Below are 13266 nucleotides of genomic sequence, written 5' to 3'. Positions count from 1 at the left end.
TTAAACATATCATCAGCTGTATCATCTGGACAATCTTCGCCCTTTATGTGATACTCATCGTACTGTTGCATCTGCCACCAGTACAGACCTTCCTCGGCTCTACCGTAGCCACTGCCCTCGCCCAGAAATTCGGAACAGAAGTGAGCGTGGGAAAGATCAACCTGGGTTTCTTCAACCGAATCATCATCGACGATGTGAGAATGCTCGACCAGAAAGGCGACAGCATGATCTATGCTTCACGACTCTCGGCAAAGGTGGACCTGCTGCCGCTGAAAGACGGAAAAATCTCGGTTTCATCGGCACAGCTCTTCGGTTTGAGAGCCAACATCTACAGGCAGAATGCCAAGAGCGACATGAACATCCAGTTCATGCTCGATTCGCTCGCCTCGAAGGATACCACCCAGCACAAGCCACTCGACCTGCGCATCGGAAGCGTCATCATCCGCCACGGATCCATCGCCTACAACCAGCGCGACATCGCATCGGCAGCGGGGGTATTCTCGCCTCAGCACATCGGCATCAGCAATCTCTCGGCACACATCGCACTGCATCATCTCACAGACGATGATATTCATCTATCCATCAAGAAGATAGCCTTCACCGATAAATCAGGACTTCAAATAAAGAATCTGCGATTCAAGGTGAATGCAGACAAGCATCAGGCGCGCCTGAGCGACTTCCAACTGGAACTCCCGAAGAGCCACCTGCTGCTGGAAGACCTCATCGCCACCTACCGCACCGACGAGAAGGGAAAGCTCATCAGCGAAACGCTGCAGTTTGAGGGCGGCATCAAGCCATCGCTCATCACCCTGTCGGACGTGGCTTGCTTCGCTCCTATCCTCAGAAAATGGAACGATGCCCTCTACATCGACACCCACTTCTCGGGCACCAGTACATCGGCACGCATCCACCAGCTCCACTTCAAGACCCAGAGCGGAAGCATCCTGCTCAAGGCGAGCGCCAAGGCAAGCGACTGGAACCGAAAGCTGCACTGGCTCGCCAACATAGAGACCCTGAAGGTTTCTGACGAGGGCGTGGAGCAGATAGCCGCCAACCTGGGCAGCAAAGTGAAGATTCCGAAAGAGGTGCTCCGACTGGGCAACATATATTATAAAGGTGTAATCAGCGGAAAAGGCAAGAGCCAGATAGGAACCAAGGGCGTACTGCGCACCGACGCAGGAAACGTAGAGATAGACGCCCACCAGAACGGCAAGCAGCTCTACGCCAAGGTGGATACCAAGGGCATCAACCTGGGCAAGATACTCGACAATGCCAAACTGGGCATCATCGCCGCACACATCACCGCACAGGGCACCAAGGAACATCTCGTGGCAAAGGGCGAGATTCCGCTGTTCGACTTCAACAACTACCGATTCCGCAACATCAGGCTGGACGGCAGCTACAACAAGGGACTCATCGACGGACTCGCATCCATCGCCGACCCAAACATCAACCTGCAGGTGGCGGGCAAGTACTCCATCCCGAAGAAGCAGTATGAAGCCCAGCTCAACCTGGCGCATCTGCAACCTACCGTACTGGGCGTGAAGATGGCAGACAACACCTACACCCTGAACGACATCAGGGTGAATGCCAAGAACGAAGGAGCAGACAGCTATCTGGACCTGGAAGCACCATTTGCCAACATCCACGTAAAGGGACAGTACGACTACGGCACCCTGGTTCAGACCATGACTAACATGCTGGCAAGCAAGCTGCCTACCCTGCCTGGCATCGGAAAGACCAGCAACAAGGCAAGGAACAACTTCAGCATAGAGGCAGAAATAGCCTCTACCGAAATACTGCAGAGAATGCTGGGCGTGCCACTCGACATCCAGCAGCCGGTGGTGATAGACGGAAACATCTCCGACCTAGACCGCTCGGTCAACCTCACGGCACAGTTGCCTGCCTTCAGCTACAACGGCAGCGACTACAGCGGCGGAGCCCTGCAGATGAACACCGAGGGCGATACGCTGAAGGTGGATGCGCGCATCAAGACGGGAGCAGCGGGCAGCATAAGCCCTACCCTGCACGTGAAGGCAGCGGCAGCCGACAACACCCTGATGGCATCGCTGGGTTACAACAACCACTCCAAGAGCCTGCCTATCCACGGGGCGCTGAATGCCGAGGCGCAGTTCTACAAGAATACGGACAACGTATCTACCGCCCACGTAGATATCAAGCCATCGCTCATCCATATCGGAGAAAAGCCTTGGAAGGTGCATCCGGCTGACATCACCTACAGCAAGAACCACCTGGAGATAGAAAACTTCGAGGTGAGCCACGGCGACCAGCATGTGGCGGTGAACGGACTCGCCACCCCGAACAAGGAAGACTCCATCGTGGCGCAGCTGAAGGATGTGGATGTGGTGTATATCCTGAACCTCGTGAACTTCCACTCGGTGGATTTCTCAGGCAAGGCTTCAGGCAAGGCGATTGTGAAGAGCATCTTCAATGATCCTGACGCCTACGCCAAGCTCGACATCAAGGACTTCGAGTTCGAACACGGTCCGATGGGAATACTTCATGCCAACGTAAGCTTCAACAAGGAACTGAGTCAGATAGACATCAACGCCGTGGCTGACGAGGGCGAGGAGCACCAGACGCTCATAGACGGATATGTATCGCCGAAGCGAAACTACATAGACCTGGGCATCGAGGCGCAGGGCACGAACATGAAATTCATGGAGAGCTTCTGCGGCAGTTTCATGGACGACATCCAGGCAAGAGCCCATGGAAAGGTGAATCTGGTGGGCGACCTGAGCGACATCAACCTGGTGGGCGACCTCTACGCCACCGGCAAGATGCACATGAAGCAGCTGGGCACCGAGTACAGTTTCAAGAACCTGCATGCCCACGCCATTCCGGATGACATCCTGCTGAACAATGATACCATCTTCGACCGCAACCACAACATGGCACTCGTAAGCGGCGGTATCCATCACAAGCACCTCACCCGACTGAGCTACGACCTCACCCTGAAGGCGCACAACTTCCTGGGCTACGACACCCATGAGTTTGGCGACAACACCTTCTACGGTACCGTCTATGCCACCGGCGAGGTGGGCATCCACGGCAAGAGCGGCGAAACCATCATCGACATCGATGCAGAACCGGGACCTGGCAGCATCTTCGTATATAACGTGGCGAGCCCCGATGCCATCAGCGACAAGAGCTTCATCCACTGGCACGACATCGCTCCGGAGCTGACCGACAGTCTGAAGCAACAGCAGAAAGATGCAGACGACGACATCGACTTCTCGTCAGATATGCGCATCAACTTCCTGGTGAATGCCACTCCTAACCTGACGCTGAAGCTGATGATGGACCCTCAGAGCGGCGACTACATCACGCTGAACGGTAATGGCGTACTAAGAGCCAACTGGTTTAACAAGGGCTCCTTCGACATGTTCGGCAACTATGTGGTGGACCACGGAGTGTATAAGCTCACGATACAGAATGTAATCAAGAAAGACTTCGAGTTCATGCCGGGCGGAACCATCGCCTTCGGTGGCAATCCATACAATGCCCCACTGAATCTGCAGGCGAAATATACGGTGAACGGTGTTCCGCTGAGCGACCTGAGCATCGGCCGTTCGTTCAGCAGCAACAACATCCGAGTAGATTGTCTGATGAACATCACGGGCACTCCTCAGTCACCGAGCGTAGATTTCTCAATGGACCTGCCTACGGTGAACACGGATGCCAAGCAGATGATCTACTCAGTCATCAATTCGCAGGAAGAGATGAACCAGCAGGTACTCTATCTGCTCGCCATCGGGCGATTCTATGCGCAGACCAAGAACAACCAGAGCAGCGAGGATGCCGACCAGCAGAGTCAGACCTCACTGGCGATGCAGAGTTTCCTGAGCGGTACGATTTCGCAGCAGCTCAACACCGTATTATCGAATGTGGTAAAGAGCAACAACTGGAATTTCGGTGCCAATATCTCTACGGGCGATGAAGGCTTCAACAATGCAGAGTACGAAGGAATCCTGAGCGGAAGGCTGCTCAACAATCGCCTGCTGTTCAATGGTCAGTTTGGCTATCGCGACAATGCGAATGCCACGCAGAGTTTCATCGGCGACTTCGATCTCCGTTATCTCATCTTCCCGAACGGCAATCTCGCCGTGCGCATGTATAACCAGACCAACGACCGCTATTTCACCCGAAACAGCCTCAACACGCAAGGTCTCGGTCTGATCATGAAAAAGGATTTCAACGGCTGGCGCGACCTCTTCGGAATCAAGAAGAAGAAAGAGGTGAAGAAAGTAGTGGTGAAGAAGAAAAGCGGGAGCCAGAAAGCCATCCGAAAAGAAAACAAATAATCATAAAAAATAAATCCGCAGGAGCTAAGTTATGCTCTCTGCGGATTTTTTTGTATGGAGAAAAGTTTCGCGGAAGATGAGGGATTCAAACCCCCGATACCCGGAAGAGGGTATACCGGATTTCGAGTCCAGCGCATTCGGTCACTCTGCCAATCTTCCTTTGTCTGAAATGCGAATGCAAAAGTACTACTTTTCAAGCATCCGACAAAAAATCAGACGAATTTTTTAACTAAATTAATGTTTAGACTGGCAGATTTTACCAACCTAAACATTTCGTTATTTTACAACTGCTGCAAATATCTGTCTGCCTCGATAGCAGCCTTGGCACCAGAGCCGGCTGCAACAATGCCCTGACGATAAACCGGGTCGGCAACATCGCCGGCAGCAAAGATGCCAGGAAGATTGGTGCTCGCAGTGCCAGGAACCACCTTGATGAATCCCTGCTCATCCAAATCGATGAAATCCTTGAAGAGATCGGTGTTAGGTTTATGGCCGATAGCCAGGAAGAAACCATCGATGGCAATATCAAACTTCTCCTCGTTGGCCTCACCCATGTGGCGAACCAGATGAGCACCCTCTACTCCATTCTCGCCAAACAAGCCGAGCGTATTGGTCTCGAAAAGAATCTCGATGTTCTCCTTCTCCTTTACACGCTTCTGCATAATCTCAGAAGCACGGAGATAAGGCTTGCGCACAATCATATACACCTTCTTGGCAAGACCAGAAAGATACATCGCCTCCTCGCAGGCAGTATCACCACCACCTACTACGGCAACCGTACGCTTGCGATAGAAGAAACCATCGCAGGTAGCACAGGCAGAAACGCCCTGTCCACGATATTTCTCCTCATCAGCCAGACCAAGGTACTTGGCAGAAGCACCAGTAGCGATAATCACGGTATCAGCCTCGATCTCGTTGCCACGCTCATCGGTAAGATGATAAGGGCGGGAAGAGAAATCCACCTTGGAAATGCTTCCGTCGCGCAGATCCGCACCGAAGCGGGCAGCCTGCTCCTTCATGTCCATCATCATCTGAGTGCCATCCACGCCATTAGGATAACCTGGGAAGTTCTCTACTTCCGTGGTGATGGTAAGCTGGCCGCCTGGCTGCATACCAGAATACAATACAGGATTGAGACCAGCTCTACCTGCATAAATGGCAGCTGTATATCCCGCAGGACCGCTACCTATAATCAATGTCTTTACTTTTTCCATTATATTATTATTGTTGTTTTATTATGATTTTGTGATGATCTTACAATGATTATCTTGTGAGAGTATTTGGAATTATCTTATGAGATTTATCGGATACCCACAATCTTATGCATCTGGAGTGAAAGCTGCCATTCCGGATGCAGCTTCACATAGTCGATGCAGCCGGAGAGGATAAAGCGGTTGCGGGCATCATTGCCCACATCGCAAGGCTGCAGATACTGATAGGTGGCTTCCAATCCATAATTGCTTACTTCGTGGGCGCCGTCAAAGACCAGCTTCAACTCATCCACCTTCTTCAAGGCAAGTTCGCCGCCCTCCGTGAAGTCCAACTTAGGCGAACAGGTAATCCAGTCGATGCCCTCAGGAACCACGTGGGTGCCGTTGGTTTCCATCGAAAGATAATATCCCTGCTGATGCAGGAGATGGATGAGTTCCGCATCCACCTGCAGGGTTGGTTCGCCACCGGTAAGAACGATGAAGCGGCAATCGCCGCCCTTCTCCTGGCACGCAGCCAAGATGTCCTCGGCGCTCATCTCCTTATATCCCTTGAAATCCGTATCACAGAAAGGACATTTCAGATTGCAGCCGCTCATACGAACAAAAAAGGCTGGCCTGCCCGACCATCTTCCTTCTCCCTGAAGGGAATAGAATATCTCGTTTACTTTATACATTTTTCCTACATATTAATTACCAGCTCCGATTTTAAGGAACCAGATGCTCGATTCCTCTGATTTTCTCTTCGTCAACCACCACGGCAGTATTGCCGAAGCTCTCCTGCACCGTAGCCTTATAGCACTCCGGGAAGAGATCCACGAGCCATCTTCCGATATTCTCGGCGGTAGGATTGAAATCAAACACCTCGTTGAGATTGGCGTGATCCATCTTGCCATGCACCGCTTTCTTGACATGGGTAAAATCTATCACCATGCCATCCTGGTTCAACTCTCTTCCCACGAAAAAGAGTTCTATCTGCCAGTTGTGACCATGCAGACTGCTGCACTTACTCTCGTAACTGAGGGTGAGCGAATGGGCTGCTGATATTTCTAATTTCTTTGAAATGAAGTAAATCATCTGTTATTTCTTGTCTTATTTCTTGTCGTTTTACTTTGCAAAGATACATTAATTCATTTAGAATACAAAATAAAAACGAAAGTTTTTTTCTTTCTTAAAGAATTTATTGCTATCTTTGCACCCATAAAAGGAATGAGGACGCTTGACGCATCCCATGACGCATCTGATAATAACAAAAAATAAGATAATGAATACAATTAAGAAAATTGTACTTACCGGTGGTCCTTGCGCAGGTAAAACCACTGCGCTGGTAAAAATAATCGACCACTTCTCTGGCCTTGGATACAAGGTGTTTACGATTCCTGAGGTTCCTACCATGTTCACCCAGGCAGGTATGAACTATCTCACCAAAAACGAGAAGTTCTTCTTCGAGGGAGAAAAAGCTACCTTCCTGACTCAGATCGGACTGGAAGAAAGCTTCACCAAAATGGCGGAAACCATCGACAAGCCGGTCATCATCGTCTGCGACCGTGGCACGATGGATATCTCCACCTATCTGACAGAAGACTTCTGGAACCGCATCATCTCCGAGCAGGGATACACCAACACCCAGTTGCGTGAACGCTACGATGCCGTACTGCATCTGGTTTCTGCCGCAGATGGCGCTGAACAATTCTATACCACAGCCAACAACGCCCAGCGAGTGGAAAAGGCTGACGAAAAGGGATTGCAGATAGCCAGGGAACTGGACAAGAGAATCGTTTCTGCCTGGAAGGGCCATCCACATCTGAGAGTAATTAACAACCACGAGGACTTCAACAACAAGCTGAACCGTGTGCTCAAGGAGATCAGCAATGTGCTGGGTATTCCGCAACCTATCGAGGAGGAGAGAAAGTATATCGTGAAACTGACCGGCGAAGTGCCAAACGCCATCGACAGCGATATCGTCCAGACCTATCTTTCGGGAGAACCAGGCAGTGAGATCCGTCTCCGTCGCCGTGGATTCGAAGGTGGCAAGTACGTATATGTTCACACCACCAAGAAGCGCGTAGCCGACAACGAACAGATTGAGACCGAGCGACAGATCAGCGCCAATCTCTACGAGAATATGCTGCAGCAGGCAGACCCTTACCGTGCTACCATCCGCAAGCACCGCAAGAGCTTTATCTGGAAAGGTCAGTACTTCGAGCTGGATTCATTCTCAGAGCCAGTAAAAGACCTGATGATCCTGGAAACCAAAGGCATCGCAAAACGCGAGAGCGTGAAGTTCCCTCCTTTCATCCAGGTGCTCGAAGACATCACCGGCAATACACATTATTACAATTACAACATCGCTCTGAAGCGATAATAAAAAAGAAGCTTATGAAATTTATCGGTATTATTCCAGCAAGATACGCTTCAACGCGTTTCCCTGGCAAGCCTCTTGCCATGCTTGGTGGCAAGCCTGTTATTCAGCATGTATATGAAAAGGTGGCTGCTGTTTTAGAAGAAGCATACGTGGCTACTGACGATGAGCGTATTTTCAATGCCGTGGAAGCTTTTGGCGGTAAGGCGGTAATGACCCGTACTGACCACAAGAGCGGAACCGACCGCATAGAAGAAGCCATCGAGAAGATAGGCGGCGACTGGGATGTCATCGTCAACGTACAGGGCGATGAACCTTTCGTGGCAAAGAGCCAGCTGGAAACCATCTGCCATTGCTTCGATGACCCAACTACCCAGATTGCTACCTTGGGCAAGGCTTTCACCACGATGGAGGCTGTAGAGAATCCAAATAGTCCGAAAATCGCAGTCAGCAACCAGGGCTTCGCTCTCTACTTCTCCCGCAGCGTCATCCCATACGTACGAGGTAAGGAGCGAGAGGAGTGGCTCCAGCACTTCCCTTACCTCAAGCACCTGGGCATCTACGCCTATCGCAAGGAGGTGCTCAGAGAGGTAACCCAGCTACCACAAAGTTCTCTCGAAATTGCAGAAAGCCTGGAACAGCTGCGCTGGTTGCAGAACGGATACAAGATCAAGGTGGGAACCACAGACGTTGAGACCGTGGGAATCGATACCCCGGAAGATCTCCAGCGCGCAGAGGAGTTTCTGAAAGAAGGACATTAAAAGAAACTTCAAGATTAGATTTTCAAGGCAGGTGGAATAAATTATAGCAAAGAAAGATTCAGAAGATGAAGATTCAGGAATATAGAATATGAACAAGATAGAAACGATAGTCAGAAACTATATCGTGCGCCACGGAATGTGGAAGCACGACGGTTCTTATATTGTTACCCTCTCGGGAGGAGCAGACAGTGTGGCTCTGCTCCTGATTCTCAAGAACCTGGGGATGCCCATCCATGCAGCCCACTGCAACTTCCACCTGCGTGGCGAAGAAAGCGAACGCGACGAACAGTTCTGCGTAGATCTCTGCGAGCGTGAAGGCATCTGCCTGCATCGCATCCACTTCGATACCCTCACCTATACCGAAAAGCACAAGGTGAGTATCGAGATGGCTGCCAGGGATTTGCGCTACCGCTATTTCGCTCAACTCGCCCGAGACATCGAAGCCGACGGCATCTGCGTGGCACATCACAGAGATGACAACGTGGAAACGCTACTGCTCAATCTGCTGAGAGGTTCGGGGGTGGATGGACTCGCTGCCATTGCTCCCAAAAACGGAAACATCCTGCGCCCCCTACTCTGCATCAGCCGCCAGGACATCCTGGACTATCTCGCAGAAAAGGGACAAGACTACGTCACCGACTCCACCAACCTGGAGGATGATGCCCTGCGCAACAAGATCCGCCACCATGTGATTCCGCTGTTGGAAACGCTGAACCCTGCTGCCAGGGAGAACATCGCCCAATCGGCTAGATACCTCAGACAGGCTAAGATGATGCTCGATGACGCAGTGGACGTACCATCGCAGCCCGACGATTCCGGCAATATCATAACCATCGGCAAGCAGATCGTGATGCAGGCGGCAAGTCCGGAGTTCATGCTCCATCAGCTCATCGGCAGCTATGGTTTTCATGGTGATACCATCGACGGCATCATAGAAAGTATGAACAGCCAGGACAGTGGAATAGGCAAGATTTGGAAAAGCAACGAATACATGCTGTGTATCGACCGCGAGAAGCTGTTCATCACGCCTCTGAAAGAAATGGATAACCTGCAGAAAGAAAAAGCTTTCCGCCTTCCGGAAGAAGGAAATTACAGTCTTGCCGGAAACACGAGAATCAGAATCCGCCGCTACCCTCGCACAGCCGACTTTACGCCAAGCAAAGAAAGCCATCGCATCACCCTGGATGCCGACCAGGTTAGTTTCCCGCTCACCTATCGACTCTCCCAACAGGGCGACAGATTCAAACCTTTCGGTATGAAGGGAACGAAGCTGGTAAGCGACTATCTGACAGACCGCAAGCGAAACTACATGGAGAAAATGAGCCAACATGTACTGACCGACAAGGCAGGCGAAATCATCTGGCTCATCGGAGAAAGAACATCAGACCACTGCAGAATCACCCCCGACACCCAATCCATCCTGGAGATAGAACTGGAGGTAAATCCAGAAGTCTGATAAAACAACAGATAAAACAAGGACTATAGATAATAGAACTATAGATATATAGATAAGGGAGAGAAAAGAAATATAGGAGGAATTGAAACAATGACAAACAACAGAAAGAAAGGCATCAGAATAGCTGGTGTCCTATTCATCATTCTACTTTGCGCCCTGGGATATTGGACCTACCGCTGTCTGAATCCCACAAGAGAACAGGTGCAGGCAGCCAAAGCCAGAATAGAAGCCTACAGCTGCTACGAAATAAGAAGAAACGGCAAAACCATGCTGCGATTCGACGAAGATACCACCACGCTGGCAGCTACCTTCATGAACCGCTGGGCACTCGTTCCTTCATGCCAGGGACGACTCGCAGCATCCAACAATACCGACATCACCCGAAACCGCTATCAGGGACTCGATGCAGACAGTGTGCTGGTAGAGAAAGTAGATTCACTCGACAGTCTCTACAAGGATTCGAAATGGAAAGAAAGCGAACTGGCATACTATATCCACTCCCACAGCGTAATGGATCTGGGATACAACCGAATCTGCGCCTTCGAAAACCGCGAGAAGGTGTTGAGAGATTCTGCCAAGAAGATGCTCGACTCGCTGCATCATATCCAGGGAAAAACGCCTTCTGACCAGTCAAACCAGAAAGACGGCAAACTGGTATTGGTACACCTTATTAAATATAAGGCATTCTACACCGACGAAAACGGCAAGCAACGAAGCGAAGACTGCAAGCTCATCCAGACAAATGCAGATGAAAGAAAAGACAGACAGTACTGCCACCTCTTTCAGCTGGCATCAGAAACAACCCCTGACGGTATCTACGGCATTGCACCCCGCACAGCCATCGGAATCGTAACCCTGCAGGGAGCCACCCACCGAGACACCATCAACTATGAACAGCGCCATGACTCACTGGGGTATTTCTCGGGCAGCTACGACAGTCTCTACCAGGCAGAAGGATACGGCACCTGGATAGGCCACGACGGTTCCTACTACGAAGGAGAATGGAAAAATGGAGAAAGAAACGGATGGGGATTCAGCATCTCACCCAAGAAGCCTCTGAGAGTGGGCGAATGGAAGAAAGACAAATACAAGGGAGAGCGACTGGTATATACCTCACAGCGAATCTATGGCATCGACATCTCGAAATACCAGCACATCAAGGGCAGAAAGCGATATCAGATAAACTGGAAGAAACTGCGCATCACGCATCTGGGAAACATCAGCAGAAAGACCGTGGCAGGCAACGTAAACTACCCGATCCGCTTCATCTACATCAAGAGCACAGAGGGTAAATCAATCGTGAATCCTTACTATAAGAAAGACTATAGCGCAGCTCGCGCACATGGCTATAAAGTAGGCACTTACCACTTCTTCAGCACCAGAACACCAGCCGTTGCTCAGGCAAATCATTTCCTCAGACACAGCTGCATCAGGAGAGGAGATTTCCCGCCGGTTCTCGACCTGGAGCCATCGCATAGCCAGATCAGCAAGATGGGAGGTCCGGGCGTTCTCTTCGCAAGAGTAAGAACCTGGTTAAGACTGGTGGAAAGAGCCACGGGCGTAAAACCTATCCTCTACATCAGTCAGATCTTCGTAAACCGGTATCTGCCTGCAGCACCCGATCTGAAGCACAACTATAAAATATGGATTGCCCGCTATGGCGAATACAAGCCAGACATCCACCTGGTATATTGGCAGCTATGCCCGGATGGCCGTGTGGCAGGCATCCACGGAGCCGTAGATATCAATGTATTCAATGGCTATCAAGACGCATTCACAAAATTCTCTCAAAATGAGGTAGTTAGATAAAATTTCGAAAAATCAAGTATTTTTAGTTAAATTATGTTGTAGGAAAATACAACCTATCACATTTTTTACTAACTTTGTGGAGTTTAGTAACAAAATTTGGGGGTAGGATCATCATGAGACAACTTAAGATACAAAAGAGCATAACCAATCGAAATAGTGAAGCACTAGATAAATATCTGGTAGAGATCGGCAGAGCGCCAATGATCTCTATAGAGGAAGAGATAGAGCTGGCACAGCAGATAAGAAAGGGAGGCAGAGTTGGCGAAAGAGCCAAGAACAAATTGGTAGAAGCCAACTTGCGATTCGTGGTGTCTGTGGCAAAACAGTATCAGCATCAGGGACTCACACTCACCGATCTTATTGACGAAGGCAACATCGGACTCATCAAGGCTGCAGAGCGCTTCGATGAGACCCGCGGATTCAAATTCATCTCCTATGCTGTATGGTGGATTCGCCAAAGCATCCTCCAGGCAATAGCAGAACAGAGCCGCATCGTGAGACTGCCTTTGAACCAGGTGGGTTCGCTCAACAAGGTAAACCAGGAAATCAACCGATTTGAGCAGGAAAACCAGCGCCGCCCTAGCGTAGAGGAACTGTCTGCCCGCACCGGTGTAGATGAAGATAAAATCTCTCAGAGTATGATGGCTAGCGGTCATCATGTAAGCATCGATGCACCATTCGGCGAAGACGATGACAACTCGATGGCAGATGTGATGTCAAGCGGAGACGACAGCCGTACCGACAAGCACGTGGATCATGAGAGTATGGCTCAGGAGCTGAAACAGGTTCTCAACAAATGTCTGAAGGAAAGAGAGCGCAAGATCGTATGCGCCTGCTTCGGTATCGACGAGACCGAGAAGGGTCTGGAAGAAATAGGAGACAAGATGGGCTTGACACGCGAAAGAGTTCGACAGATCAGAGAGAAGAGCATCACCAAGCTCAGAGAATCCGGTAAGATCGGTATCCTGATGAAATATCTGGGATAAAGATAAATTTTCTGGATAAAGATAATGTAACTACTCAGCCCCATAGAAGTTCCCCTAGGGGTGCAGAGTAAATTGAAATAAGATATTATCTTAAAGGTAACAGACAAACAGCAACCCCCCATCCTACTTTTTCAAGCGGGATGGGGGTTTTGCTTATGTGATAAGTAAACCTAAAAAACAAAAGCAAGTATCAACTCTTCAGGAGTTGGTATTTATATTTATAGATATATGATATCTTTGGATTTTCGGATTAAAAGCCCTGCAGGCTTTCACAAGCTGGCAGGGAAAATTATAAGTAAAAGATGTAATCTCTTTAGAAGTTACGACAGAAGTCTATCAATATAGCCAATATCAGACTT

At 49.9% G+C, this 13266-nt stretch carries 9 protein-coding genes and 1 tRNA gene; 6 read left to right on the top strand and 4 right to left on the bottom strand.

What is annotated here, in order from left to right:
- Nucleotides 1-47 precede the first annotated feature (47 nt).
- Nucleotides 48-4325 (top strand): translocation/assembly module TamB domain-containing protein, encoded by a 4278-nt coding sequence (locus tag DXD25_RS13850; RefSeq protein ID WP_233522331.1) that lies wholly within the window; start codon nucleotides 48-50, stop codon nucleotides 4323-4325.
- Nucleotides 4326-4395: 70 nt separating this feature from the next.
- Here the strand turns inward: DXD25_RS13850 and DXD25_RS13845 are convergent.
- From DXD25_RS13845 to DXD25_RS13830, 4 genes are all read right to left on the bottom strand, one after another.
- A tRNA-Ser gene (locus DXD25_RS13845) sits at nucleotides 4396-4484 on the bottom strand.
- Between the two features lie 122 nt (nucleotides 4485-4606).
- Nucleotides 4607-5539: a thioredoxin-disulfide reductase gene (gene trxB, locus DXD25_RS13840; RefSeq protein WP_117664007.1), complete on the bottom strand. Its 933-nt coding sequence runs from the start codon at nucleotides 5537-5539 to the stop codon at nucleotides 4607-4609.
- A gap of 86 nt (nucleotides 5540-5625) precedes the next feature.
- Entirely contained in the window at nucleotides 5626-6210 is a 585-nt protein-coding gene (locus DXD25_RS13835) for a 7-carboxy-7-deazaguanine synthase QueE (protein ID WP_117664006.1), read from the bottom strand.
- A gap of 31 nt (nucleotides 6211-6241) precedes the next feature.
- Nucleotides 6242-6607: a 6-carboxytetrahydropterin synthase gene (locus tag DXD25_RS13830; RefSeq protein ID WP_089542795.1), complete on the bottom strand. Its 366-nt coding sequence runs from the start codon at nucleotides 6605-6607 to the stop codon at nucleotides 6242-6244.
- A 190-nt stretch (nucleotides 6608-6797) separates the two neighbouring features.
- On the opposite strand from DXD25_RS13830, the gene DXD25_RS13825 reads away from it, so the two are divergent.
- From DXD25_RS13825 to DXD25_RS13805, 5 genes are all read left to right on the top strand, one after another.
- Nucleotides 6798-7898 carry an AAA family ATPase gene (locus DXD25_RS13825; protein WP_117664005.1) on the top strand — a complete coding sequence of 367 codons (1101 nt, stop codon included), beginning with the start codon at nucleotides 6798-6800 and terminating at the stop codon, nucleotides 7896-7898.
- 14 nt (nucleotides 7899-7912) lie between these two features.
- Nucleotides 7913-8656, top strand: coding sequence for a 3-deoxy-manno-octulosonate cytidylyltransferase (kdsB, locus tag DXD25_RS13820; protein WP_117664004.1), 744 nt, complete (start codon nucleotides 7913-7915; stop codon nucleotides 8654-8656).
- A gap of 88 nt (nucleotides 8657-8744) precedes the next feature.
- Nucleotides 8745-10112, top strand: a complete 1368-nt coding sequence (gene tilS / locus DXD25_RS13815; RefSeq protein WP_233522330.1) for a tRNA lysidine(34) synthetase TilS — start codon at nucleotides 8745-8747, stop codon at nucleotides 10110-10112.
- 90 nt (nucleotides 10113-10202) lie between these two features.
- A complete protein-coding gene (locus DXD25_RS13810) occupies nucleotides 10203-11921 on the top strand; it encodes a GH25 family lysozyme (protein WP_117664003.1) in 1719 nt (572 codons plus the stop codon).
- 113 nt (nucleotides 11922-12034) lie between these two features.
- Nucleotides 12035-12907, top strand: coding sequence for an RNA polymerase sigma factor RpoD/SigA (locus tag DXD25_RS13805; protein ID WP_089542470.1), 873 nt, complete (start codon nucleotides 12035-12037; stop codon nucleotides 12905-12907).
- Nucleotides 12908-13266: the final 359 nt, after the last annotated feature.

The organism is Prevotella sp. TF12-30 (assembly GCF_003436715.1).
GTDB lineage: Bacteria > Bacteroidota > Bacteroidia > Bacteroidales > Bacteroidaceae > Prevotella > Prevotella copri_A.
This window is presented reverse-complemented; position numbering and strand designations above follow the sequence as displayed.

Coding starts and splice junctions, on each gene's coding strand:
- DXD25_RS13810 (WP_117664003.1), top strand. CDS start 10,203: ATGACAAACAACAGAAAGAAAGGCATCAGAATAGCTGGTGTCCTATTC.
- tilS (WP_233522330.1), top strand. CDS start 8,745: ATGAACAAGATAGAAACGATAGTCAGAAACTATATCGTGCGCCACGGA.
- DXD25_RS13835 (WP_117664006.1), bottom strand. CDS start 6,210: ATGTATAAAGTAAACGAGATATTCTATTCCCTTCAGGGAGAAGGAAGA.
- trxB (WP_117664007.1), bottom strand. CDS start 5,539: ATGGAAAAAGTAAAGACATTGATTATAGGTAGCGGTCCTGCGGGATAT.
- DXD25_RS13805 (WP_089542470.1), top strand. CDS start 12,035: ATGAGACAACTTAAGATACAAAAGAGCATAACCAATCGAAATAGTGAA.
- kdsB (WP_117664004.1), top strand. CDS start 7,913: ATGAAATTTATCGGTATTATTCCAGCAAGATACGCTTCAACGCGTTTC.
- DXD25_RS13825 (WP_117664005.1), top strand. CDS start 6,798: ATGAATACAATTAAGAAAATTGTACTTACCGGTGGTCCTTGCGCAGGT.